This window comes from Noviherbaspirillum malthae, from assembly GCF_015352985.1.
In the GTDB taxonomy this organism is placed as follows: domain Bacteria; phylum Pseudomonadota; class Gammaproteobacteria; order Burkholderiales; family Burkholderiaceae_D; genus Noviherbaspirillum; species Noviherbaspirillum malthae.
This window is the reverse complement of record NZ_JACYXF010000011.1, coordinates 111182-135209: the sequence shown is the minus strand read 5'-3', so window position 1 is coordinate 135209 and position 24028 is coordinate 111182. Positions and strand designations below refer to the sequence as shown.

General features: G+C 62.1%; 19 protein-coding genes and 2 tRNA genes. 12 read left to right on the top strand and 9 right to left on the bottom strand.

Features of this window, described 5'->3' with window-relative positions; all coding sequences use genetic code 11:
- Positions 1-57: 57 nt before the first annotated feature.
- From ftsH to IGW03_RS16145, 5 genes are all read left to right on the top strand, one after another.
- On the top strand, positions 58-1944 hold the full coding sequence (gene ftsH / locus IGW03_RS16165) for an ATP-dependent zinc metalloprotease FtsH (protein WP_194723596.1): 1887 nt from the start codon (positions 58-60) through the stop codon (positions 1942-1944).
- Positions 1945-2023: 79 nt separating this feature from the next.
- On the top strand, positions 2024-2887 hold the full coding sequence (folP, locus tag IGW03_RS16160; protein ID WP_194723595.1) for a dihydropteroate synthase: 864 nt from the start codon (positions 2024-2026) through the stop codon (positions 2885-2887).
- The gene (glmM, locus tag IGW03_RS16155; RefSeq protein WP_194723594.1) at positions 2884-4221 is read left to right on the top strand and encodes a phosphoglucosamine mutase; all 1338 of its coding nucleotides are present in this window, start codon (positions 2884-2886) and stop codon (positions 4219-4221) included. Before folP ends, glmM begins: the two co-directional genes overlap by 4 nt.
- 106 nt (positions 4222-4327) lie before the next feature.
- Positions 4328-4404, top strand: a tRNA-Pro gene (locus IGW03_RS16150).
- Between the two features lie 442 nt (positions 4405-4846).
- A tRNA-Arg gene (locus tag IGW03_RS16145) sits at positions 4847-4923 on the top strand.
- Positions 4924-4971: 48 nt separating this feature from the next.
- Here IGW03_RS16145 and IGW03_RS16140 read toward each other — a convergent pair.
- From IGW03_RS16140 to wrbA, 4 genes are read right to left on the bottom strand one after another with little or no spacing between them, the layout of a single operon-like run.
- Positions 4972-5439, bottom strand: coding sequence for a DUF4124 domain-containing protein (locus IGW03_RS16140; protein ID WP_194723593.1), 468 nt, complete (start codon positions 5437-5439; stop codon positions 4972-4974).
- 7 nt (positions 5440-5446) lie between these two features.
- The gene (locus tag IGW03_RS16135; RefSeq protein WP_194723592.1) at positions 5447-6853 is read right to left on the bottom strand and encodes an FAD-binding oxidoreductase; all 1407 of its coding nucleotides are present in this window, start codon (positions 6851-6853) and stop codon (positions 5447-5449) included.
- Complete coding sequence (locus tag IGW03_RS16130) at positions 6850-7242, bottom strand: DUF2069 domain-containing protein (protein WP_194723591.1); 393 nt, start codon at positions 7240-7242, stop codon at positions 6850-6852. The genes IGW03_RS16135 and IGW03_RS16130 overlap by 4 nt, the downstream gene beginning before the upstream one ends.
- Positions 7239-7850 (bottom strand): NAD(P)H:quinone oxidoreductase, encoded by a 612-nt coding sequence (gene wrbA, locus IGW03_RS16125; protein ID WP_194723590.1) that lies wholly within the window; start codon positions 7848-7850, stop codon positions 7239-7241. The genes IGW03_RS16130 and wrbA overlap by 4 nt, the downstream gene beginning before the upstream one ends.
- A 50-nt stretch (positions 7851-7900) precedes the next feature.
- On the opposite strand from wrbA, the gene IGW03_RS16120 reads away from it, so the two are divergent.
- The gene (locus IGW03_RS16120; RefSeq protein ID WP_194723589.1) at positions 7901-9223 is read left to right on the top strand and encodes a YihY family inner membrane protein; all 1323 of its coding nucleotides are present in this window, start codon (positions 7901-7903) and stop codon (positions 9221-9223) included.
- A 25-nt stretch (positions 9224-9248) separates the two neighbouring features.
- Here IGW03_RS16120 and IGW03_RS16115 read toward each other — a convergent pair whose 3' ends face one another.
- From IGW03_RS16115 to IGW03_RS16105, 3 genes are all read right to left on the bottom strand, one after another.
- Positions 9249-9566, bottom strand: coding sequence for an Mpo1-like protein (locus IGW03_RS16115; protein WP_194723588.1), 318 nt, complete (start codon positions 9564-9566; stop codon positions 9249-9251).
- 201 nt (positions 9567-9767) lie between these two features.
- Positions 9768-10571 (bottom strand): alpha/beta fold hydrolase, encoded by an 804-nt coding sequence (locus IGW03_RS16110; RefSeq protein WP_194723587.1) that lies wholly within the window; start codon positions 10569-10571, stop codon positions 9768-9770.
- 1 nt (position 10572) lies between these two features.
- Positions 10573-11892: an O-acetylhomoserine aminocarboxypropyltransferase gene (locus IGW03_RS16105; RefSeq protein WP_194723586.1), complete on the bottom strand. Its 1320-nt coding sequence runs from the start codon at positions 11890-11892 to the stop codon at positions 10573-10575.
- A 221-nt stretch (positions 11893-12113) separates the two neighbouring features.
- Between IGW03_RS16105 and IGW03_RS16100 the strand changes: the two genes are divergently transcribed.
- The 3 genes from IGW03_RS16100 (at position 12114) to IGW03_RS16090 (ending at position 14752) form a co-directional block, all read left to right on the top strand.
- Entirely contained in the window at positions 12114-12560 is a 447-nt protein-coding gene (locus tag IGW03_RS16100) for a CBS domain-containing protein (RefSeq protein ID WP_194723585.1), read from the top strand.
- Positions 12561-12620: 60 nt separating this feature from the next.
- Positions 12621-12776 (top strand): hypothetical protein, encoded by a 156-nt coding sequence (locus IGW03_RS16095; protein WP_194723584.1) that lies wholly within the window; start codon positions 12621-12623, stop codon positions 12774-12776.
- An 89-nt stretch (positions 12777-12865) separates the two neighbouring features.
- Positions 12866-14752, top strand: coding sequence for an MFS transporter (locus tag IGW03_RS16090; protein WP_194723583.1), 1887 nt, complete (start codon positions 12866-12868; stop codon positions 14750-14752).
- A gap of 40 nt (positions 14753-14792) precedes the next feature.
- On the opposite strand, the gene IGW03_RS16085 is transcribed toward IGW03_RS16090, so the two are convergent.
- Both IGW03_RS16085 and IGW03_RS16080 read right to left on the bottom strand, forming a co-directional pair.
- Entirely contained in the window at positions 14793-18059 is a 3267-nt protein-coding gene (locus IGW03_RS16085; protein ID WP_194723582.1) for a PAS domain S-box protein, read from the bottom strand.
- A gap of 176 nt (positions 18060-18235) precedes the next feature.
- Positions 18236-20485 carry a GGDEF/EAL domain-containing response regulator gene (locus IGW03_RS16080; protein ID WP_228535596.1) on the bottom strand — a complete coding sequence of 750 codons (2250 nt, stop codon included), beginning with the start codon at positions 20483-20485 and terminating at the stop codon, positions 18236-18238.
- 357 nt (positions 20486-20842) lie between these two features.
- Here IGW03_RS16080 and aroC point away from each other — a divergent pair, with 357 nt between their 5' ends.
- The 3 genes from aroC to IGW03_RS16065 are packed head-to-tail and all read left to right on the top strand — an operon-like array spanning position 20843 to position 23934.
- Positions 20843-21943, top strand: coding sequence for a chorismate synthase (aroC, locus tag IGW03_RS16075; protein WP_194723580.1), 1101 nt, complete (start codon positions 20843-20845; stop codon positions 21941-21943).
- A complete protein-coding gene (locus IGW03_RS16070) occupies positions 21944-23113 on the top strand; it encodes an MFS transporter (RefSeq protein WP_194723579.1) in 1170 nt (389 codons plus the stop codon).
- Positions 23110-23934 (top strand): M48 family metallopeptidase, encoded by an 825-nt coding sequence (locus tag IGW03_RS16065; protein WP_194723578.1) that lies wholly within the window; start codon positions 23110-23112, stop codon positions 23932-23934. Before IGW03_RS16070 ends, IGW03_RS16065 begins: the two co-directional genes overlap by 4 nt.
- Positions 23935-24028: the final 94 nt, after the last annotated feature.

Sequence of the window (24028 nt, the reverse complement as noted above, 5' to 3'; positions counted from 1 at the left end):
TAGAATCAATTTTACAAGTTATGTAAATATAGGCGCACGTGCGTCTAAGGAGTTCTAGTGAACAACATGTTTTCGAAAGCCGCCATATGGGTGGTGATCGCCTTGGTGCTGTTTACCGTCTTCAAGCAGTTCGACGGGCGTACCTTGGCGGGAGGCGCGACATCCATACCTTATTCGGATTTCCTGGATGAGGTAAAGGCGAAGCAGATCCGCGAAGCAACCATCGAAGACCGCACCATCGTGGCGACGACCAATGATGGCAAGCGCATCAAGACTGCAGTCACCTATCTTGACCGCGGCCTGATTGGCGATCTGGTCAACAACGGCGTCAAGTTCGATGTCAAGCAGCCGGAAGAACAGTCGTTCCTCTCCCAAGTTTTCATCTCCTGGTTCCCGATGCTCCTCCTCATCGGCGTCTGGGTGTTCTTCATGCGCCAGATGCAGGGCGGCGGCAAGGGCGGTGCCTTCTCCTTCGGCCGCTCCAAGGCGCGCATGCTCGATGAGGCCAGCAATACCGTCACCTTCGCCGACGTCGCAGGCTGCGACGAAGCCAAGGAAGAAGTGCAGGAGCTGGTCGACTTCCTGCGCGATCCCACCAAGTTCCAGAAGCTCGGCGGGCGCATTCCCCGCGGCGTGCTGATGGTCGGTCCTCCGGGTACAGGCAAAACCTTGCTGGCACGAGCAATCGCCGGCGAAGCCAAGGTCCCATTCTTCACCATTTCGGGTTCCGACTTCGTCGAGATGTTCGTCGGCGTCGGCGCATCCCGCGTGCGCGACATGTTCGAGAATGCGAAAAAGCATTCCCCCTGCATCATCTTCATCGACGAGATCGACGCGGTCGGCCGCCATCGCGGCGCCGGCATGGGCGGCGGCAATGACGAACGCGAACAGACACTCAACCAGCTGCTGGTGGAGATGGACGGCTTCGAAGCCAATTCCGGCGTCATCGTGATCGCTGCCACCAACCGCGCCGACGTGCTGGACAAGGCGCTGCTGCGTCCGGGCCGCTTCGACCGCCAGGTGATGGTCGGCCTGCCCGACATCCGCGGCCGCGAACAGATTCTTTACGTCCACATGCGCAAGGTGCCGATCGCCCCCGATGTCAAGGCTGACATCCTCGCCCGCGGTACTCCCGGCTTCTCCGGTGCCGACCTCTCCAATCTCGTGAATGAAGCGGCGCTGTTTGCCGCACGCCGCAACAAGCGCCTCGTGGAGATGCAGGACTTCGAAGATGCCAAGGACAAGATCGTCATGGGTCCGGAGCGCAAGTCCGCAGTCATGCGCGAAGAAGAGCGCCGCAATACCGCTTACCACGAGTCCGGCCACGCCGTCGTCGCCAAGCTGTTGCCCAAGGCCGATCCGGTGCACAAGGTCACGATCATGCCGCGCGGCTATGCGCTGGGTCTGACCTGGCAGTTGCCCGAGCATGACCGTGTGAATATGTACAAGGACAAGATGCTGGAAGAGATTGCCATCCTGTTCGGCGGCCGTATTGCCGAAGAGATCTTCATGCATCAGATGTCGACCGGTGCATCCAACGACTTCGAACGTGCGACCAAGCTGGCTCGAGCGATGGTGACCCGTTACGGCATGTCCGAAACGCTCGGCACCATGGTCTATGAGGACAGCGAGCAGGATGCCTACTTCGGCCGCATGAGCGCGAAGACCGTTTCCGAAGCAACGCAGCAGAAGGTGGACACCGAAATCCGTTCCATTCTCGATGCGCAGTATGCGCTGTCGCGCCGCCTGCTCGAAGAGAACAAGGAAAAGGTGGAAATCATGGCGAAATCGCTGCTCGATTGGGAAACGCTCGACGCCGATCAGATCAACGACATCATGGAAGGGCTGGAGCCACGTCCGCCGAAAGCCGGCGTGCCAGTCAAGCGCTCCCCGTCGGACAATGCATCGGGCGGCGTCTCGCCAAACGCGACGGCACCGGCCTGATCGAAGCATTCGAGCCGATATTTTCGGTGGTATAAGGGTGAGGAGAAATCCTCACCCTTTTTCATTTCCGGCAAACGATATGAACAAACAGTTTTTGCAGTGCGGCCGCTATCGCCTGCCGATGGACGAAGAACAGGCAGCTCCGCTGGTCATGGGCATCCTGAATGTGACGCCCGATTCCTTCTCCGACGGCGGACAGTTTCAATCTCTCGATTTCGCGTTGTCGCGCGCAGAGCAGATGATCGCGGACGGCGTGGACATCATCGATATCGGCGGCGAGTCCAGCCGTCCCGGTGCGGAGCCGCTGCCGCTGGAAGAAGAGCTGCGGCGCGTCATGCCGCTGATCTACGCGCTCAGGGATTGCGGAAAGCCGCTATCCATCGACACCTACAAGGCAGAAGTCATGCGTGAGGCCATTGCCGCCGGCGCCGACATGATCAACGACATCAACGGATTCCGGGCCGAGGGGGCGTTGCGTGCGGTCAAGGATGGTGAATGCGCGTTGTGTATTATGCACATGCAACGCGATCCGCAGACCATGCAGGCGGAGCCGCACTATGCGGACGTTACCAAGGAAGTCATCGGATTCCTCGGCGAACGCATGCAGGCATTGAGTTCGGTGGGAGTAGCGCGCGAAAGGATGTGCATCGATCCCGGTTTCGGGTTCGGTAAAACACTGCAACACAATCTGACGCTGCTCAAGGATATTGGTAGGATGGCGCGGGAACTCGACGCTCCCATATTGGCAGGCCTCTCAAGAAAGTCCATGATAGGCGCAATTACCGGCAAGCCGGTTGAGCAGCGTCTTGGCGGAAGCATCGCTGCAGCGCTGAGTGCTGTAGCGCAGGGCGCCCGCATCGTGCGCGTTCACGATGTCGCCGCAACGGTCGATGCGATCAAGGTTTGGCAGGCAGTAGAATCAATCAAGAAGGACAGCAAATGACACGCAAATATTTTGGCACGGACGGCGTGCGGGGACGAGTCGGCGTTCTGCCGATCACGCCTGACTTCGTGATGCGCCTCGGCTATGCCGCCGGCAAGGTGCTCGCGCAGGAGGAAACCAGCAGCGGCAAGCCCGTCGTGCTTATCGGTAAGGACACGCGCATCTCCGGCTATATGCTCGAAGCCGCGCTGCAGGCAGGCTTTGCGGCAGCCGGTGTGGACGTCATGCTCGCAGGCCCGATGCCGACGCCGGCCATCGCCTACCTCACGCGCGCGCTGCGCCTGTCTGCGGGCGTGGTCATCTCCGCTTCGCACAATCCCTACGACGACAACGGCATCAAATTCTTCTCCGCGTCGGGTAACAAGCTGCCCGATTCCGTGGAGGCCTCGATCGAGGCCATGCTCGACAGCCCGATGGAATGCGTGTCTTCCGAGAAGTTGGGCAAGGCCAAGCGCCTGTTCGATGCGCAGGGTCGTTATATCGAATTCTGCAAGAGCACCTTCCCCAATGAGCTCGACCTGCGCGGCCTGCGCATCGTGGTCGATTGCGCGCACGGGGCTGCCTACCATATCGCGCCGGACGTATTCCACGAACTCGGCGCAGAAGTCATCGCCATCGGCAATCAGCCGAACGGCACCAACATCAATGACGGCTACGGCGCCACCGCGCCCGGCGCGCTGTCGGCTGCAGTGAAGGCGCATCGCGCCGATCTCGGCATTGCGCTCGACGGCGACGCCGACCGCCTGCTGATGGTCGATTCCAGCGGACGTCCGTACAACGGCGACGAGCTGCTGTACGTGATGGTGAAGGACCGCATGGCCACGACGCCGGTGGAAGGCGTGGTCGGAACGCTGATGACCAACATGGCGCTGGAAGTCGCATTGCGTGAAATGGGCGTCAGCTTTGCCCGCGCCAAGGTCGGCGACCGTTATGTATTGGAAGTGCTGCAGGAGCGCGGCTGGCTGGTCGGCGGTGAAGGTTCGGGACATCTGCTGTTCCTCGACAAGCACACCACCGGCGACGGTATTGTCTCCGCGCTTCAAGTACTGTCGGCGCTCAAGCGCAGCGGCCAGACCCTGCAGGAAGCCACCGCGGCCCTGCAGCTTTTCCCGCAGAGCCTGATCAATGTGAAGGTCACGCCCGGATTCGACTGGCAGAAAAGCACTGCTGTCAGCGAAGAAAAACGCGTTGCCGAAACTGAACTCGGCGACAGCGGCCGCGTGCTGATTCGCGCTTCCGGCACCGAGCCGCTGGTGAGGGTGATGGTGGAAGCCAGAAACGCGGACCTGGCTCAAACGATGGCACGCAGAATCGCGGACAAGATCCCCGCCTGATTGCAGCCTTCAGAGAAGGGCGCTTTTCTGGCGATCCGGAAACTTGTGTTGAATCGCAAGTTATAAATTGACCGGCCGGCCTGAGACCGGTATGATGCATGGCTCTCGGGGCGTAGCGCAGCCTGGTAGCGCACCTGATTTGGGATCAGGTGGTCGGACGTTCGAATCGTCTCGCCCCGACCAGAAAATGCAAGTTGAATGCGGCTTCCGAATTTAGTGAAAACTAATCGGAGGCCGTTTTTCTAACATGTTTCTGAAACGTGTTTGCCATTCCGTACGGCCTGGATTTCCGCTGCCAGCATCACTGGCACACCAAGTTGAAGCGGTATCGATGCTTGTGCTGAAACGGTGAAGCTGCCCGGGCTTTTCGCAAGCAGCAATGCGATCAAAATTGGGTAGTGACTTTACGTAACCGCCAGCCGGTCGTACAAGTCCGACGCTGGAACGGCAGCATTCGACCTGACAGAATTGCGGCTCGTACATGGTCATTGAAAGCATCGGCCATTAGAGGTAATATCCGCAGGCCCGAAGCAATAATTGCTTCAAGCATATCTCTGTCGTACTGTCATCAATGTCCTTGCCGCGCAAAGCACATTCCTGATGCAGGCAAGAGGAATTCCACAGACTGCCCATAGCTCAGCTGGATAGAGCAACGGCCTTCTAAGCCGTAGGTCACAGGTTCGACTCCTGTTGGGCAGGCCAACTCTCCCGTTGCTTCAGTCAGCCCATCCCGCCTCTTTTGTACTGCCGTCAGGACGCCTGCATCGGCCGAACGCGTTTTGCATCTCCGCATTCCTGCTCATAAGCTTCATTCGCACGGCCAGCCTTTTTCCTCGCCTTGTCGAAGGCCTTGCCACTTGCTGCAGCCGCATCTTCATTCGCCAGGCGCTGGCGCCGTTCCAGCGAACTGCAGCGCTTGTCCAAAGCTGCCTGTTGCCTGGCCGCACGCTGCCGCTGCCTGCCGGCTTCCGCATCCTGCTTTTGCCGATCCGCCTCAAGCTTCTGCAGCTGCTTCTTGCCGTCGGCCACTTCCTTCTCGATGCGGCGCGCATTGCTTGCCGCGTCCGGCGGCGCGGCTGTGATATCCAGCTTGCGCGCGTTGGCGCAGGGCTGATCGCTGTAGCTGGTCTTGCCGTCCGCGTCGCAGCGATAGACGGCATGGGATGAACCGGACGCGCACAGCAGGAGGGCGGTCAGTGAAAAGAGAAGAGTACGCATCGCCGACTTAAATGACCTTGCCCGGGTTCATGAGGTTGTGCGGATCGAGCGCCTGCTTCAGCGTACGCATCAGGCGCAGCTCGACATCGGATTTATAGGCGCGAACCTCGTCGCGCTTGAGTGCGCCGAGTCCGTGTTCGGCCGAGATCGAACCGTTGAACCGATTGACGCTGTCGTGCACAACGCGGTTGATGGCAGACTGATGCTCGATGAATGCATCCTGCGAGCCGCTTTCCGGCGGCGATACGTTGTAGTGCAGGTTGCCGTCGCCGAGGTGGCCGAAGGTCACCATGCGGCAGCCGGGAAACTGTTCCTGCAGCTGCACATCCGTCACGCGGATGAATTCGCCGATCAGCGAGATGGGTACCGACACGTCATGCTTGATGTTCTTGCCTTCCTCCGCCTGTGCAAGAGGAATGTGCTCTCGCAGGTTCCATAGCGCCTTCGACTGCGCGATGGAGGAGGCAATTACCGCATCCTGCGCGATTTCCTGTTCCAGGGCTTCCGTGATCAAGCCTTCGAGCAGCGTGTTTGCATGCTCTTCCGATTCGCTGTCGGACAATTCCATCAGCACGTACTGGGCGTAGGGCTGGGGGAAAGGCAGGCGCATCTGCGGGAAATGCTTGCTCACCAGCTGCAGGCAGAAGTCCGACATGAGTTCGAAGCCCGTCAGCGCCGCACCGCAGCGCTCCTGTGCCAGCGACAGCAGACGCAGCGCATGCTCGGGTGTCTCCACTGCCGCCAGAGCGGTCAGCTGGCCCTTGGGCTGCGGGAAGATTTTCACGACCGCAGCGGTGATGATGCCCAGCGTGCCTTCCGCGCCGACATACAGGTCGCGCAGGTCGTAACCGGTATTGTCCTTGCGCAGGCCGCGCAAGCCGTCCCAGACTTCGCCGGCAGCGGTAACGACTTCAAGTCCCAGGCAAAGCTCGCGCGCGTTGCCGTAGCGCAGCACCGCAGTGCCGCCGGCATTGGTCGCAAGATTGCCGCCGATGGTGCAGCTGCCTTCCGCGGCCAGCGAGAGTGGGAACAGGCGCCCGGCGTCGGCCGCCGCGTTCTGGATCTGCTCGAGAATGCAGCCGGCTTCCACCGTCATGGTGTTGTTGATGGTATCGACGGAACGGATGCGATTCATGCGCGACAGTGACAGCACGATGGCGGTGCCGCTCTGGTCCGGAACGCTGCCCAGCACCAGGCCGGTGTTGCCGCCTTGCGGAACGATGGGCACGCGGTGTTCGCTGCAGAGCCGGACTACCGCCGCCACTTCCTCGGTGCTGGCCGGACGCACCACGGCCAGCGCCTTGCCGGTGAATCGCCTGCGCCAGTCGGTCAGGTAGCGTTCGAGATCGGCGGGGTCGGTCAGCACATTGGCCGCACCGACGAGGGTGCGGCAGGTATCGATGAAATCACTCATTTGGATGCTTTTTGTATGGCTTGCTGTGCAAGTTTCTTGGCCGCCTGCTTGTAGGGATGCAGGAACATGATGGTGCTGACGAAGAATACGCATACCAGTGCGATCTCAACCATGCCCAGGATGGCGGACAGGCCCTTGTCGCTGGTGGCGCGCACGATGCCCTCGGTCAGGTAGAGCAGTATCAGCATGGATGACCATTGCATCGTGTAGATGTTCCGCTTGAGGACGCCGCGCAGGGGCAGCAGCAGCGGCAGTACCTTGAGCACCATCCATGAGCCGCCCGGACGCAGCGGGTCCAGGAAGAGTTCCCATGCCACGCAGAGCAGGATCAGCAGCATCAGGCTGCCCGCCGCGCCGAAATAGCAGGTTTGTTGCAGTTTGTTCGTCATGACGCGCTCCTTAGCCGCACCGCGGTTTCCGCCAGCCGCCTGCCCAGGGCCACGGCGAGGGTACGCGAATCGTCGGACAGCGGCTGGTTGCCGCCTGCGCCCGACCAGTGGCTGGCGCCGTAGGGTGTGCCGCCCGATGCGGTCGTCATCAGTTGAGGGTGGGTATAGGGCAGGCCGAGCAGCAGCATGCCGTGATGCATCAGGGGAAGCATCATCGACAGCAGCGTCGATTCCTGTCCGCCGTGCAGGCTGCCGGTCGAGGTGAATACGCAGGCCGGCTTGCCCGCCAGGGTGCCCGACAGCCATTCGCTCGTCGTCCCGTCGAGAAAATACTTGACCGCGGCCGCCATGTTGCCGAAGCGGGTCGGCGAACCGAGCGCCAGGCCCGCGCATTCCTGCAGGTCCTGCCGGTCGACGTAGGGGGCGCCTTCGTTCGGGATGTCCGGTTCGACCGCCTCGGAGACGGTTGACACTGCAGGCACGGTGCGAAGCCGGGCTTCGCAGCCGGGCACGCTTTCCACTCCCTGGGCGATCAGTTCGGCCAGTTTGCGGGTGGAACCATGACGGGAATAATATAAAACGAGGATGGAGAGTTCAGGCGAATTCATGCTTGGTATTATAGGATGCTTTGGAACCCCCAAGACACTGCCCGACGCGCATGCCCCAACCACCTCAAACCCGACGGGTGTTCCCCTTCACCTTGCCCATCTTCCGCAATTTTCCGCTGGAGGACGTGCACGGGCTGGTCCAGTTCGCCCGCCGGCGCTTGAACGAGGAGCGCCTGCCGCAAGTGGTAGGCAGCCTGACCTTCACCACGGTGCTGGCGCTGGTGCCGCTGCTCACGATCGCCTTTGCGATCTTCACCACCTTTCCCTTGTTCAATACCTTCCGGGCCGCGCTGGAGGCTTACTTCATCAAGAGCCTGATGCCCAAGGCGATTGCCAATACCATCCTTGGCTATCTGAGCCAGTTCGCCAGCAAGGCGACGCGCCTGTCGGCCATCGGGGCGGTGGTGCTCATCATGACGGCGTTCATCATGATGCTGACCGTCGACCGCGCATTCAACCAGATCTGGCGCGTCCGCACCGCGCGGCCTTTCACGCAGCGGCTGGTGATCTACTGGGCCATCGTGACCCTGGGGCCGCTGCTGATCGGCGTCTCGCTCACCTTTACCTCGGACCTGTTCCGCGCCACCGACGGTCTGGTGACGGGGCTGCCCGTGATCGGCGATACCATCTATACCGTGCTGTCGGTGCTGCTGACGATGGGCGCCTACACGCTTCTCTACATGACGGTGCCGAACCGGACGGTGGACTGGCGCGACGCCGCCTGCGGCGGTCTGCTCGCCGCTACCGCATTCGAAATCGCCAAGAAAGTCTTCGTCGTCTTCATCACCAAGATTCCCACCTATACCGTGATCTACGGCACGCTCGCAGCCTTGCCGCTGTTCCTCATCTGGATATACGTGTCATGGTGGATCACCCTGATGGGCGCCGTGCTCGCTTCCGCGCTGCCCATCGTCAAATACGAGCGCTGGTGGCATGTGCCAACGCCCGGCAGCGCGTTCATCGACGCGATGGCGGTTCTCACGGTGCTCAATGAAGCGCGGGTCACCGCACACAACGCCGCGGTCGATGCGCGCACCCTGCGTTCGCTGACGCGCCTCGGCTTCGATGAATCGGAAGCGCTGTTGGAGAAAATGCTGGATGCCGGCTGGGTGGGGCGCATTCGCCCCGAGCAGAGGAGGCGGGTGAGGTTCGGCACCCGGCTGGCCGAAGGGCTGGATGCATGGACGCTGCTTGCCAATCCGGGGCAGCTCAAGCTGGCCGATGTCTATCGCCTGTTCGTGTTCAATACCGGCGGCAATGCCATGCTGGCAAAGCAGGTCGAGACCGCGGTCGAGGGCGGTCTCGGTCTAAGCCTGGCCGATTATTTTGCGACCGGGAAGATACCCGTGTCGCAGCCTGTTCAGGCAGCTTGAGGCCAAGTACCTTGTTGCCTGAATTCTAGAACGATGCCTGGCCCGTCAGCATCTGCCAGTACATCACCCAGTCGCCCATGAAGGAATAGATCGGATGCCGGAAGGTGGCCGGCTGGTTTTTCTCGAAGAAGAAATGGCCGATCCAGGCGAAGCCGTAGCCGCAGACCAGCGCGGCAAGCAGCCACCAGAAATTGGCCGTCAGCACCAGTGCGCCGAGGCAGAACAATGAGAGCGTCGAGCCGATGAAATGGAGTTCCCTGCAAGTCCGGTTGGAATGTTCGCTGAGGTAGGCGGGGTAAAACTCGGCGAACGATGAAAATTCCCTATGCATGACATCTGCCATCACATCCTCCTTTCACGATTGCACACAAGCTTAAGCAGTGGGAAGCCGGAAAATGCAGTTTTGTTCCGCAGCCATGCACTCAGGCATATTGCAGATAGTTACAGGGTAGTCCCGACTGCCGCAGCATGCAACGCAATCCCGTGGTGCAGCGCGGCAAGGCGGCTTGCGTCGCCAGTGCCGCCGCCTCGCCATCCGCGTCCGCTATCGCAGGAAGGAGTACAGCGCATCGAGCACGGCATCGGGCTGCTCGGACATCAGCGCATGTCCGCAGTCTTCCAGCTGCACCGTGCACGCATGGCTGATGATGGCGCCCAGTCCGGCAGCCGCTTTCGGAGGCGTCATCATGTCCCGCTTGCCGAGCAGGAAGAGCGTGGGACAGCTGACGGCCTTCGCAGCGTTTTCTCCGTTGGCGTATGCGTTGCAGGCCGAGAAATCGGTATGGAAAACCGGGGCTTCCTGGGTGGCGGAGATGCGCTGCATCAGGCGGCGGTTCATGCCGAGCGCGGAAAAGCCCGGGCCGGGAAAGGAGGGCTTCTGCATGAAGGTCGAATGCGACCAGATATTGACCATGTCGACGGCCTTCTGCTCCTCGTTCAGGGATGCCTCCAGCAGCGCCGGGGAAACCCGCATCGGGTAGGCGGTGCCGACCAGCGCCAGCTTGCTGACGCGATCCGGTGCGCGGAAAGCGGTTTCCAGCGCAATCAGCGAGCCCATGCTGTGCCCGGCCAGCGCTGCCTGCCTCACGCCGGCGGCGTCGAGCAGGGCCAGCAGCCAGTCGGCCATCGCCTCGACGCTGGCCAGCGGTTCTCCCTTGCTGCGGCCATGCCCGGGCAGGTCCACCGCCAGCACGCCGAAGCCGTGATGCGCGAAATAGCGGGTCTGCAGAGCCCAGACGGAATGGTCGTGCTGCGCTCCATGGATGAAGACCGCGGTGGGCAGCTCTGGCGAAAAAGTCTTGCCGCCGGTATAGCAGTAGGCATCATGGCCATTGACTGTGATCAGCATCTCAGGCTCCCTTCTTTTCGCTTTGCGCCGCTTTCAGGCCGCGGTTCAGGTCCTCGATCAGGTCGTCCGAGTCTTCCAGGCCGATCGACAGCCGCATCGTGCCTTCGGTGATGCCGGATGCCGCCAGCTGTTCGGTCGGCACGCGGAAATGCGTGGTGGAGGCGGGATGGATCACCAGCGACTTGGCGTCGCCGACATTGGCCAGATGCGAGAACAGCTTCATCGACTCGACGAAGCGCCTTCCGGCAGCGCGGTCGCCCCGGATGCTGAAGGAAAATACCGCGCCGCAACCCTTGGGCAGCAGGGTCTTGGCCAGCGCATGGTCGGGATGGCTTTCCAGTTCGGGATAGGCAACCAACTCCACCGCCGGATGCGACGCAAGGAAGTCCACCACCTTGCGGGTGTTGGCCACATGCCGGTCCATGCGCAGGCCGAGCGTCTCGATGCCCTGCAGGATCGCGAATGCATTGTGCGGGCTCATCACCGCGCCGAAGTCGCGCAGGCCCTCGCGCCGTGCGCGCAGGGAAAAGGCCGCAACGCTGGATTCCTCGGAAAACACCATGCCGTGAAAGCCGTCATAGGGCTCGCAGAGTTCGGCGAAATGGCCGGTCTTCTCATGGGCCTTCTGCCAGTCGAAGGTGCCGCCGTCGACCAGCAGGCCGCCGATGGCGGTGCCGTGTCCGCTCAGGAACTTGGTGGCGGAGTGGAAGATCAGGTCGGCGCCGTGATCGAACGGCTTGAGCAGGTAGGGCGTGGTGAAGGTAGCATCCACCATCAGCGGCAGGTGGTGGTCATGCGCGAGGGCCGCGATGCGCGGAATGTCGAGCACGTCGAGGCCGGGGTTGCCCAGCGTTTCGCCGAACAGGACCTTGGTGTTGGGACGGATGGCATTGCGCCAGGCATCGATGTCGCGCGGATCGACGAAGGTGGTGTCGACGCCGAAGCGTTTCATCGTGTAGGCAAGCAGGTTCTGCGAGCCGCCGTACAGCGCGCGGGAAGCGACCACATGCGAGCCGGCGCCTGCGATGGTCGCCAGGCCGAGGTGCATGGCCGCCTGGCCGCTTGCCACGGCGATTCCGGCCACGCCGCCTTCAAGCGCGGCGATGCGCTCTTCCAGCACCGCATTGGTCGGGTTGGAGATGCGCGAATAAACGTGGCCCGCGCGTTCCATGTTGAACAGCGAGGCCGCATGGTCGGAATCCTTGAAGACGAAGGAGGTGGTCAGGTAGATCGGCGTGGCGCGCGCGCCGGTCACGGGGTCCGGTGTGGCGCCGGCATGCAGCGACAGGGTATCGAAGCCGGGGTACTTGGGGGCGCTCATGATGCGTGTGGTCTCCGTATGTTCTTGGGTCGTGATTGCGTCGATGTTGCGTCGTTCTTGGGTCGTTGCGGGTCGCAGCCGGCATTGCGCTGCATGGCGCACATGCTAGCATCGAACGCAGTGATGGGTTGCCTGCAGGGATGGCAGCTGCTCTGGATTTTCCGTTCGTGGTAAGCTACATTTAACCATGCCATAACTACAATTCACGTTGGAATCCATTCATGAAAGTCTCTGAAATCCTCAAGGTCAAAGGCGATATCCTCTATACCATCACGCCCGATACGCTCATGGCCGAAGCGGTCAACACCATGGCGGAAAAGGATATCGGTTCCCTGGTCGTCATGGAGTACGGCGAGCTGGTGGGGATGCTGACTTTCCGCGAAGTCATCAAGACCCTGCATCAGAACAAGGGGGAAATCGGTTCGAGCACGGTGCGCAAGCACATGGACGATCATCCGATCACCATCACGCCCGATACCGAAGTCAATGAAGTGCGCCGGCTGATGCTCGAGCGCCATGCGCGCTATGTGCCGGTGGTCAGCGCCAAGACCCTGCACGGCGTCATTTCCTTCTATGACGTGGCCAAGGCGGTGTTCGAGGCGCAGAGCTTCGAGAACAAGATGCTCAAGGCCTATATCCGCGACTGGCCGGCGGAAAGCGACGAGTAAGGCTGGCGCCGGTCCGTCCTGAAGCCGGACCTGATTGCAGGCTGTTTCAGAAAGCCGTTCATGGAGCTGCGCCATGAACGGCTTTTTCATGTGGCGGCGCATCTGCCACCCTGCGTAGCATTTTTCGCGACCGGCGCTTGCGGTGCACGCAAGAGCGGACGGCTCGGCTACACTGCGCATGACGTTGCCGGAAAAACATTCGATGACAATCGATGACAGTCGGTGAAGCGAATCCGGCAGCGCCGCAGACAATGGTCATCGGTTTCCAGGACAGTTAAACCAGAACATTCAACTCACTTATCGCAATGAGCCAATCCAGCCAGTTCTCCCTGCTTGGTCAACGCCGCTTCGGTCCCTTCTTCTGGACGCAGTTCCTCGGCGCCTTCAACGACAATGTCTTCAAGACGGCACTGCTGACCGTTCTTACCTACGACGCGCTCAGCTGGACCACGCTCGATCCGGGCCTGCTCAACAATCTGATTCCCGGCCTGTTCATCCTGCCCTTCGTGCTGTTCTCGGCGACGGCGGGGCAGCTGGCCGACAAGTTCGAGAAGGAGAAGCTGGCCCGTTACGTCAAGCTGCTGGAGATTGCGATCATGGCGATTGCCGCCTTCGGCTGGATGACCCGCGAGCTCTGGCTGCTGGTCGCGGCGGTGGTCGGCATGGGCCTGCATTCCACGATGTTCGGTCCGGTCAAGTATGCGTATCTGCCGCAGCACCTGAAGCCCGAGGAACTGGTCGGCGGCAACGGCGTGATCGAAATGGGCACCTTCGTCGGCATCCTGCTGGGCGAGGTGCTGGGCGCGATGCTGGTGGTGTACAAGCCGATCGGCATCGAACTGGTGGCTTTCGGCACGATCGGCATTGCGGTGCTGGGATGGCTGTTCAGCCGCGGCATTCCGCATTCGCCGGCGCCGGCGCCCGACCTGCGGATCAACTGGAATCCCATCACCGAAACCGTGCGCAACATCAGCTTCACGCGCCAGAACCGCCCGGTATTCCTGTCGGTGCTGGGCAACTCCTGGTTCTGGTTCTACGGCGCGGTGATCCTCGCCCAGTTTCCTCTTTATGCCAAGGATTACCTGCACGGCGATCACAGCGTATTCGTCCTGCTGCTGACGGTCTTTTCCATCGGCATCGGCGCCGGCTCGCTGCTGTGCGAACGGCTGTCCGGGCACAAGGTGGAAATCGGCCTGGTGCCCTTTGGTTCGATCGGCCTGTCGGTGTTCGGCTTCGATCTCTACCTCTCAAGCCTGGCGTACACCAATACCGCGATGGTCGACATGGCCGGTTTCGTCGCCCAGAGCGGCAGCCTGCGCATCCTGTTCGACCTGGTGATGATCGGCGTCTTCGGCGGCTTCTACATCGTTCCGCTGTTCGCGCTGATCCAGACGCGCTGCGACCGCAAGCATGTGTCGCGCACCATCGCCGGCATGAACATCATGAATGCCTTGTTCATGGTCGTGGCGGCGGTGTTCGCGATGATCCTGCTGAAGATGGGCTTTTCCATACCCGAGCTGTTCATGGCGACCGCGCTGGCCAATGCGCTGGTGGCCGTCTACATCTTCTCGCTGGTGCCGGAATTCCTGATGCGCTTCCTGGCGTGGCTGCTGATCCATACCGTGCACCGCGTCCATACCGTGGACAAGGAGCGCATTCCCGGCGAAGGGGCGGCGGTCCTGGTATGCAACCATGTCAGCTATGTCGATGCCGTCGTCATCATGGCGGCCAGCCCGCGGCCCATCCGCTTCGTGATGGATCACCGGATCTTCAAGATTCCCGTCCTTTCCTGGATCTTCCGGACCGCCAAGGCGATTCCGATCGCGCCGGCCAAGGAAGATCCGTGGCTGATGGAAAAGGCGTTCGTCGACATCGCGCAGGCGCTTCACGAAGGCGAGCTGGTCTGCATCTTCCCCGAGGGCAAGCTGACCTCGACAGGCGAGATGAACGAATTCCGCAACGGCATCAGCAAGATCGTGGAACGCACGCCGGTGCCGGTGATCCCGATGGCATTGCGCGGACTGTGGGGCAGCATGCTCACGCGCAGCCCCGGCAATCCCTTCGGCCGTTCATTCCGGCGCGGACCTTTCTCCCGCCTTTCCCTGGTGGTCGGCGAGCCGGTCACGCCGGCCAAGGCGACGCCCGAGCACCTCTATGAGCACGTGCTGGCCCTGCGCGGCGATTGGAAATAACAGACTGGGCATGCGGCAAGCCGGCCAACGGCTTGCCGCATCAAGCAGGTGACTGCAGCGGCAAAGACTCTTCTTCGCCCTGGCGCTGCGGTGCAATCATCGGCAGCGCAATCACGAAGGTCGTTCCTATGCCCGGGTCGCTGTGGACGCGGATGCGCCCGCCGAGTATGCCGGTCACGATGTTGTGCGTAATGTTCAAGCCCAGCCCCGAACCGCCTGCACCCAGCTTGGTGGTAAAGAAGGGGTCGAAGATGCGGTTCAGGTTGGCGGCCGGAATGCCGACGCCGTCGTCGGCGACCGCGATCTCGATCCAGCCTTCGTCGGCCGCTTCGGCGGAAATCTCCACCGTTCCGGATTGCCGGCCATCGAAGCCGTGCAGCAATGCGTTGTTGACCAGATTGGTGATGACCTGACCGAGCGGACCGGGATAACTGTCCATGCGCAGGGCCTCCGGAATATCCTGCCTGACGGTGAACGATGTCTTGCGCAGGGTCGGCCATAGCGTCAGCATGATTTCAGAGACGGCCTCGGCGACCTGGAATTCGCGCCGCTGGGAACTGGTCTGGTCGACCGCAACCTGCTTGAAGCTGGTCACCAGGTTTGCCGCGCGGTGCAGGTTGCGTACCAGGATGTCGCCGGCGTGGTCGGTGTCGCGGATGAAGGCTTCCAGGGTGGAGCGCTTGAGGCCGTTGGCTTCGTAGGCGGCGCCGAAGGCCCTGGCCTGGTCGGCCAGGGTGCTGGCGACCATCAGGCTGTTGCCGATCGGCGTGTTGAGCTCATGCGCAACGCCGGCGACGATCGAACCGAGTGCGGCCAGCTTTTCGCTGCGCACCAGTTCTTCCTGTGCGATATTGAGGGTCTGCAGCGTCGTTGCAAGTTCCAGGTTCGCCCGCTGAAGCTCGTCGGTGCGTTCGATCACGCGCTGCTCGAGGTTGGCATTGAGCTCCCGGATCTCGTTCTCGATGTCGTGCTTGTAGGTCATGTCCACGCAGGCCGCGATGGCGAAGCTTTCGCCGTTGAGCGAAAAGGTATGCGCCGAGAACTGCACCAGTGCCCGGCCGCCGTCGCCGCAGTTCATCCAGATTTCCCGCTGGCTCTGCGCAACGCCGCTTTGTTCCAGCTCCGCCATGATGGATGCGCGGTCGTTCGCTTCGCAGTACAGCCCGGCCTCGTCCGAGTCGCGTCCCAGGATCGATTCGCGCCGCCGTTTGAAAAGCTGTTCGAATGCGTAATTGACATCCTTGATGGCGTAGCGGCCGTGGATTTCCGTCACGAACATGGCCACCGGCGACCATTTGAAGATGGTGGACAGCCGGCGTTCGCTGTTGAGCAGTTTTTCTTCGGTACGCTTGCGTTCGAGTTCCGCCGAGGCGCGTTCGCTGAATACCTGGAGCAGCGACTTGACGAGGTCGGGGTTGCCCAGCCGTTCCGAATGCATGATCGCCATCACGCCGATGGGCTTGCCTCCAGCGTCCCGCAGCGGCGCGCCGGCATAGCTTTCCCAGCGGTCCTGCAGCGGTCCGCCGGCGTTCGGATAGATGGTACGTATTCCAGCCGGCACCACATGCAGCTCGCCTGCCAGCGAATGTGCGCAAGGCGTGCCGGTGCTGCGATAGTCGAAGTCTTCCACCGTATGGCCGTACACATGGGCGGCGATGGTGCGCAGGTTGCCCGACTCGTTCGGCGAGCACAAGGCGATAAGCGCGCAATCGGTGCGCAGGGCGGAAGCAAGATCGGCCACCAGCAGCTCGAAGAATGTTTCGCCGGTCATGTCATGGGTGCCCTGCGCAAGCCGCATCAGTGCCCGATCCGCTTCCGCCTTTCGTTCCTCCAGCAGCCTCTGGTCGGTGACGTCGCGGATGACCGCCAGCATGCAGCGCTCGTTGCCGGCGGTGAAGGCGGTCGCGTTGATGACGCACCTGCGAAGCGCCCCGTCCTTGGTGCGCAGTTCCCATTCGAAGTTACGTACCAGCCGGTCGCTGCCGATCTCCTCGAGCAGCAGCCTGCGCTGTTCCGGATGCACCCAGAGGCCAAGGTCGTATGCGGTGTTGCCGACGATTTCCTCTCGCCGGTATCCGGTGAGATCGATGAAGCTGTCGTTGATATCGACCAGCACGCCGTCGCTGACGCGGGAAATGGAGATGGAATCCGGATTGCCGCGGAAGGCGCCGGCGAACTTGGCTTCGGACAGGGTGAGCGCCTGTTCTGCATGGCGCTTTTCGGTAATGTCTTCCGCGATCGACAGCAGCCGTCCGGCCTTGCCGGCATCGTCGGCGATATGGGTGTGGCTCCACTGGCAGGTGATGATCTGGCCGTCGGCGCGGAGATTGAGGCCGATGCTGCGGGAGTCGCCCCGTCCTTCGGCAAGCGGACGGAACAGCCTTGCCAGGCTGTCCGGACCGGCCTCGTACATGATGAACGAGGCGCTGCGGCCGATGGCCTGTTCCCGCGGATAACCGAAGATGCGCTCTGCCGCGGCATTCCATTCGATGACCTTGAACTGCGCATCCCATTCGATGATGGCGATCGGGCTTTGCTCGACCAGCGCCCGGTAGCGCTCCTCGCGCTCGTGCAATTCCTGCTCGACGCGCTTGCGCTTGTCGATATCCTCCTCCAGTTCGCGGTTCTTTTCGTCGAGTTCCGCGAACAGCCGGCGCAGGCTGATACGGGTATCTTCCAGACGCCGGCTCAACAGGCCGATTTCATCCAGCCGCTGCCAGGTGAAAGGGGCGTCGAGTTCGCGGTTTGCCAGCCGTTCCGCGCCGTTCCCCAGCCGCTGCAGCGGACGCACCAGCCGGCGGTCCAGCAGGATCAGGATGAGCACGATGGAGAGGACAGCCTGCGCCAGCACCGCCGTGACAGAGCCGAGGATACCCTTGACCATCACCTGCCGCAGCTGCGTGCTGCCGACTTCGATCTTGACGGACCCGATCGTGTTGCCGCGGTACATGACCGGCTTGTCCGTCATCGCGGTATAGCCTTCGCGCCGCTCCGGCCGCTCGCTGGCGACGAACACGCCGAGCGCATTGTCGCGCACCTCGATGCGCACGATGTCGGGATTGCGCGCCATCATGGCTGCCATCAGCGCATTGCCGCTTTCCTGGTTGATGTTCCACAGCGCTTCCTGCATGCCGTTGGACAGAATGTCGGCATTCTGCTGCAGCACTTCCCAGGTTTGCCGCTTGATATCGTCGGTGTACTGCTTGAACCAGGAATAGCCGCTGATGAGCAGCACGGGAATGAGCAGGCCGAGCACGACCGTCATCACGATCGCGCGTCTAAGGGTCAGGGTGCGTCCGCTAAGCATCGTCGATGTCCTGTTTAATCGGAAGGATCGCAGGGCAGGGCGCCGTCATCCGCCTGCGAAGTTGGTCGGTATCCAAGTCGGGCGAAGCCGAAAGCAAAGGTGGAAGCAAACGCGAAATTTCTGCGGCGCCACACCCTGGTGCCTGGAGCGCATTCGTGTCCCGGCCTCCCGGTGTTTCAGTTGCCCCCGTTGCCCCCGTTGCCGAGCCAGCCGACAAGCTGGTCGAACGGCATCGGTTTCGCAAACAGATAGCCTTGCGCCAGCGGACAGCCCAGTGCCGACAGAATGGCGGCCTGGCGTTCATCTTCCACGCCTTCCGCAACCACCGACATGCCGAGATTGCGGCCGAGCTGGATCACCATTTCGGCGATGCTGCTGCCGCGCGACGCGTTGGTGATTTCGGTGACGAACAGGCGGTCGATCTTGAGGCGGTCCGCCTGCAGACGCTGCAGGTAACTGAGCGAGGAGAATCCGGTGCCGAAATCGTCGATCGCAATGCTCACGCCGGTCTGCTTGATCTGCCTGAGCAGGTCGATCAGCAGGTCGGGGTCTTCCATGGCGATGGATTCGGTGATTTCGAGTTCGATGCGCGAGGCCGGCGCACCCGTCTCGGCCAGCACGGCCTTGAGCATGTCGAGGAAGTGCGGATGGCGGAACTGCACCTGCGACACGTTGACCGACATGCTGAAGTCGCGGAAGCCGAGCTCCTGCAGCCTGATCAGTTCGCGGCAGGCCTCCCTCAGCACCCGCTCGCCGATCCGGATGATGAGGCCGGAGTATTCGGCAATCGGAATGAAGCGGTCGGGCGGGATGAAATTGCCGTCCCTGGTCTTCCAGCGCAGCAAGGCTTCCGCGCCCACCGGGCGGCGCGTGGCCAGGTCGATCTGCGGCTGGTAGACCACGAACATTTCCTGCTCGTCGATGGCGGTGCGCAAGGCGTGCATCATGCGCACCCGTTCCCGGATGTCGACTCCCATGCTGCGGGTGAAGTAGACATGTCCCGCGCGCTGCAGCAGCTTGGCGCGCTTCAGGGCGATTTCGGCATCCTTCAGCGCATCCGCGCCGCTGCCTTCGTAGTCGTCGAGGCGCAGCAGGCCAAGGGTCGCGGAAAGCTGGACTTCCTGTCCGTCTATCCTGAAGGATCGGCAGAACAGATCCAGGAGGGTGGTGGGATTCACCAGCGACGCATCGCCGAGTACGGCGAAGGTGTCGCCGCCGATGCGGCCGACGATGAGCTGGCCGCCGAGATGTTTCTCAAGCCGCGCCGCCACGCCCAGCAGCAGCAGGTCGCCGAACTGGTGGCCGAGGGCGTCGTTGGTTTCGGAGAAGTGGTCGATGTCGACCAGCGCGAGCGTCGAGTCGCTGCGTGCATGGCTTCCCAATGCCTTGTCGACGAGTTCCTTCAGGCGCGTGCGGTTGGGCAGCCTGGTGAGCGGATCGTGGAACGCAAAGTTTTCCAGCCTCGTCACCAGCAGTACGTTCTCGAGTCCGACGGAAATGTTCCGGCAGAATACTTCCATCAGGCTGCGGTCGATGTCGTCGAGCGGCTTGCCGGCATCGAGCGTGGCTGCGAAATGGCGGCCCGCATGGCTGCCCAGGTAAAGCGCCAGGCCGTCCGCGTCGAACATATTGCGCTGCTCCCGGAGTGCGCGCTGCAGCAGATGGTGCAGGCGCTCATGCTGCCGGGAATCCAGTGCCGCATCGGCCGCCGTACCGTAGCGGCCCGAGGCGGCAATCACGAACAGTTCGCCGTCCTGATCTTCCCCATGCGCCTGCATGCATATCAGGCCGTTGTTGGGCATCTCGAAAATCGCCGACGCGTGGTTGATGATGCCGTAGGCGAAATTCTCGAGGCCATGGGCCAGCATCAGCTCGCTGCCGGCGCGGGCGATGCGGTCGAGCCGTCGCCGGCTGGCATTGATGGCGCATATCTGCTCGTAGGAGCGGATGGCAGTGGCGACGGACGTGTAAAGCTTGATGCGCGTGAGTTCGGATTTGGTCTTGTAATCGTTGATGTCGAAATCGCGGATCGCATCCATTTCGGGCGCATAGCCTGGCTGCCCGGTTCTCAGGATGATGCGGACGTCGCACAGGCCGAGCTCTTCCCTGATGTGCCGCACCAGCTGCAGGCCCGAGTCTTCCCGCTCCATTACCACATCGAGCAGGATCACGGCCAGGTCGGTTTCGGCGGCCAGTATTTTTCGCGCCTCCGACGCCGAATAGGCATGCAGGAATTCCAGCGGGCGGCCCTGCATCTCGAGGCTGCCCAGGGCAAACAGGGTGGCCGTATGTACATCGGTATCGTCGTCGACGATCAGTACGCGCCAGACGGCGCGCGCTGCCGCGGTCCCGTCCGGTTTTTGACCGTCCGGGGTTTCAGCCAGAAAGACGAGATCGTCGTCGTCGGCCGCATGCTGCCTGTTCATTGTCTTCTCCAGCAGTCCGTCCGGTTCTTCATTTGCATGCATTGCATTCCTTGCAAGCGCCTGGTGCGGAGCATCAGTCGATCTTGCTGCGATACAACTCCGTTTTGGATGTTGCACGATATTTGTCTGGCATGCAATCCGGAAAGCAAATACCGGCTTGGGCTGGAGGGGCAGATAAATGGAATGTCGCAAATTCGCGCCAGGCGTTACGTTTTTGTCAAGAGCCGTCTGGTCCCGACAGTCTCCGTTCAGGCAACTTCGGCAGCGCGGCAGAAATCGGAGGTCGGGAGACATTTTGGCCGGCGCCTGATGCCGATACGTTAAAATCATCGCTTTCCCGACTCACTGCATATCATCATGTCCGGCAATACCCTTGGCACCATCTTTACCGTTACCACTTTCGGCGAATCGCACGGGCCGGCCATCGGATGCGTGGTGGACGGCTGTCCGCCGGGCATGGAACTGTCGGAAGCGGATATCCAGCCGGAACTCGACCGGCGCAGGCCGGGCACGTCGCGCCACGTCACCCAGCGACAGGAGGCGGACCGGGTGGAAATCCTGTCGGGCGTCTATGAGGGCAAGACCACCGGCACGCCGATCGCGCTCCTGATCCGCAACGAAGACCAGCGCAGCAAGGACTACGGCAATATCCTCGACACCTTCCGTCCCGGCCATGCCGACTATACCTATTGGCACAAGTACGGCATCCGCGATCCGCGCGGCGGAGGCCGCTCCTCGGCGCGCCTCACCGCACCGGTGGTCGGCGCCGGCGCCATCGCCCGCAAATGGCTGGCGCAGGCGCACGGCATCGCATTCAAGGGCTGCATGAGCCAGCTGGGCGAACTTCCGATTCCTTTCGAGTCCTGGGACCATGTGCATGCCAATCCCTTTTTCGCGGCCAATGCCTCGATCATTCCCAGGCTCGAGGAATACATGGACCAGCTCCGCAAGGACGGCGATTCCTGCGGCGCCCGCATCGACGTGGTGGCGCAGAACGTCCCCGTCGGCCTTGGCGAGCCGCTGTTCGACAAGCTCGATGCCGACATCGCCTATGCGATGATGGGCATCAATGCGGTCAAGGGCGTGGAGATCGGCGCCGGCTTCCGCTCGGTATCGCAGAAGGGCACCGAGCACGGCGACTCGCTCACTCCGCAAGGCTTCGCGACCAACAATGCCGGCGGTGTCCTCGGCGGCATATCCACCGGCCAGGACATCACGGTGTCCATCGCGATCAAGCCCACCTCCAGCATCCGCAGTCCGCGCGCCTCCATCGACAAGGCGGGCAATCCGATCAGCGTCGAGACCTTCGGCCGCCATGATCCCTGCGTCGGCATCCGTGCCACGCCGATCGCCGAAGCCATGCTGGCGCTTGTGCTGATGGACCATGTGCTGCGCCACCGCGCGCAGTGCGCCGACGTGCGTGTCGACACGCCAGACATCGCGCAGCGGCCGAGGTAAGTGACGCCAGCCTTCCGTTCCGGGCAGACCTTCAGTTTCGCGCTGTTTTTCTTTGCCTACTACGGCTATGTCGGCGTGTTCTCGCCCTACGCCAGCCTGTACTTCGCGGAAAAGGGGCTGACGGTCACCCAGGTCGGCGTGCTGCTCTCCCTCATGCAGGCCATGCGCGTCGTCGGTCCCAATCTCTGGGGCTGGGTGGCGGATCATCACCGCCAGCGTGCGCTGGTGCTGCGGCTGACCGCATTCGCGGCGGCAGCCAGCTTCATCGGCTTTTTCTTCGGCCACACCTTCGTGCATTTCTTCCTGGTCATGGCGGTGTTCAACCTGTTCGTCAGCGCGCAGACGCCCCTGTCCGAAGCACTGATGCTGGCCGAAATGCGGGGCGACTTCACGCCTTACGGCCGCCTGCGGCTGTGGGGCTCGGTCGGCTTCATCGTCAGCGTCGCGGCAGCAGGACCTCTGCTTGACCGTTACGGCGTGGAGGCCATGCCGTGGATCGCCATGACGCTGCTGCTCCTGGTGTGCATCAGCAGCATGCGTATGCGCGAAACGCCGCATGAGGACGGTGCGAAGCCGAAGGCATCCTTGCCCGATCTGCTGAGGCGGCGCGAGGTCATTGCCTTCTTCGCCTCGACCTTCCTGATGATTGCGGCGCACGCCTCGCTGTATGTGTTCCTGTCCTTGTATCTGGCGCAAATCGGCTACAGCAACACGGTGATAGGCTTGATGTGGTCGGTGGGCGTGGTGGCGGAGATCGTTTTCTTTTTCTACCAGGCACCGCTGTTCCGCCGCTTCGGCGTGAAGAGCCTGATGCTCGCCAGCCTGGCGGTCGCGGCGGCGCGCTTCCTGCTGATCGGTTTCGGAGCGCAGTCGCTTGTGCTGCTGCTCGCGGCCCAAACGCTGCATGCGGTGACCTTCGGCGTGCATCATTCGGCATCGATCATCACCCTGCAGCGCTGGTTCTCGGGCCCGCTGCAGGCGCGCGGGCAGGCGCTCTTCACCAGCATCTCCTACGGACTGGGAGGCTCGCTGGGCGGATTGATGCTGAGCGGCTTGTGGGATACATTCGGCGCCCGCGCAGTCTATCTTGCGGCAGCCTTGTTGTCCCTGGCCGGCGCGCTTGCCGCCGCCTTGTCCTACCGATGGCAGAACGATGAGGAGAAAAAATGAAATTCAAGACGATGCTCAAGCAGGCCGTGCTGGTTTCCTCGCTGCTGGCGCTGACCGCATGCGAAACCGTGCAGACGACGCAGGGCGGCGTGGTCGGCGTCAACCGCGAACAAAGGATGGCGGTCTCCGCCGATGCGCTCGAACAGGCGGCGCGCGAACAGTATGCGCAGCTGATCGCCGATGAAGGGCGCAAGGGAACCCTCAACCGCAATCCGACCCAGGTGGCGAGGGTCAAGGCCATCGCGGCCCGGATCGTTCCGCAGACCACGGTGTTCCGGCCCGACGCCAAGGCGTGGGCCTGGGAAGTGAACGTGCTGACGTCGCCCGAAGTCAATGCCTGGTGCATGCCCGGCGGCAAAATGGCCGTCTACAGCGGGCTGATCGAGAAACTGCAGGCCAGCGACGATGAACTTGCGGCAGTGATGGGACATGAAATCGCCCATGCCCTGCGGGAACATGCGCGCGAACGGGCTTCCGAGCAGATGCTCGCCAGCGGCGTGATTTCGGTCGGCAGTGCCTTGCTGGGGTTGGGGCAGATAGGGCAGCAGGGCGCCCAGTATGCCTACATGGGACTGGTCGGCCTGCCGAACTCGCGCGCGCACGAAACCGAAGCCGACCGCCTTGGCATCGAACTGGCGGCGCGCGCCGGTTACGACCCGCGGGCTGCCATTTCGCTATGGCAAAAAATGGGACAGCTCGGCGGCAGCGGAACACCGAAGTTCCTTTCCACTCACCCCTCGCAGGCGGATCGGCTGAACGATCTCACCGCCTATTCGCAGCGCGTGATGCCGCTCTACGAACAGGCAAGAAAAACTCGCTGAACGCGGCGCCGGAAGGCGCCCTGAAGCAGGTCCCGAGACAGGTCCTGTAGCAGGTGCCTCGCCAGGCTCCGATTGCCAGAACTTCAAGAAAACG

What these genes read in the sequence shown, in the direction of transcription:
- folP (WP_194723595.1), top strand. Translation starts at nt 2,024, where the DNA reads ATGAACAAACAGTTTTTGCAGTGCGGCCGCTATCGCCTGCCGATGGAC.
- glmM (WP_194723594.1), top strand. Translation starts at nt 2,884, where the DNA reads ATGACACGCAAATATTTTGGCACGGACGGCGTGCGGGGACGAGTCGGC.
- IGW03_RS16140 (WP_194723593.1), bottom strand. Translation starts at nt 5,439, where the DNA reads ATGCGTACTCTTCTCTTTTCACTGACCGCCCTCCTGCTGTGCGCGTCC.
- IGW03_RS16135 (WP_194723592.1), bottom strand. Translation starts at nt 6,853, where the DNA reads ATGAGTGATTTCATCGATACCTGCCGCACCCTCGTCGGTGCGGCCAAT.
- IGW03_RS16130 (WP_194723591.1), bottom strand. Translation starts at nt 7,242, where the DNA reads ATGACGAACAAACTGCAACAAACCTGCTATTTCGGCGCGGCGGGCAGC.
- wrbA (WP_194723590.1), bottom strand. Translation starts at nt 7,850, where the DNA reads ATGAATTCGCCTGAACTCTCCATCCTCGTTTTATATTATTCCCGTCAT.
- IGW03_RS16120 (WP_194723589.1), top strand. Translation starts at nt 7,901, where the DNA reads ATGCCCCAACCACCTCAAACCCGACGGGTGTTCCCCTTCACCTTGCCC.
- IGW03_RS16115 (WP_194723588.1), bottom strand. Translation starts at nt 9,566, where the DNA reads ATGGCAGATGTCATGCATAGGGAATTTTCATCGTTCGCCGAGTTTTAC.
- IGW03_RS16110 (WP_194723587.1), bottom strand. Translation starts at nt 10,571, where the DNA reads ATGCTGATCACAGTCAATGGCCATGATGCCTACTGCTATACCGGCGGC.
- IGW03_RS16105 (WP_194723586.1), bottom strand. Translation starts at nt 11,892, where the DNA reads ATGAGCGCCCCCAAGTACCCCGGCTTCGATACCCTGTCGCTGCATGCC.
- IGW03_RS16100 (WP_194723585.1), top strand. Translation starts at nt 12,114, where the DNA reads ATGAAAGTCTCTGAAATCCTCAAGGTCAAAGGCGATATCCTCTATACC.
- IGW03_RS16095 (WP_194723584.1), top strand. Translation starts at nt 12,621, where the DNA reads ATGGAGCTGCGCCATGAACGGCTTTTTCATGTGGCGGCGCATCTGCCA.
- IGW03_RS16090 (WP_194723583.1), top strand. Translation starts at nt 12,866, where the DNA reads ATGAGCCAATCCAGCCAGTTCTCCCTGCTTGGTCAACGCCGCTTCGGT.
- IGW03_RS16085 (WP_194723582.1), bottom strand. Translation starts at nt 18,059, where the DNA reads ATGCTTAGCGGACGCACCCTGACCCTTAGACGCGCGATCGTGATGACG.
- IGW03_RS16080 (WP_228535596.1), bottom strand. Translation starts at nt 20,485, where the DNA reads ATGAACAGGCAGCATGCGGCCGACGACGACGATCTCGTCTTTCTGGCT.
- aroC (WP_194723580.1), top strand. Translation starts at nt 20,843, where the DNA reads ATGTCCGGCAATACCCTTGGCACCATCTTTACCGTTACCACTTTCGGC.
- IGW03_RS16065 (WP_194723578.1), top strand. Translation starts at nt 23,110, where the DNA reads ATGAAATTCAAGACGATGCTCAAGCAGGCCGTGCTGGTTTCCTCGCTG.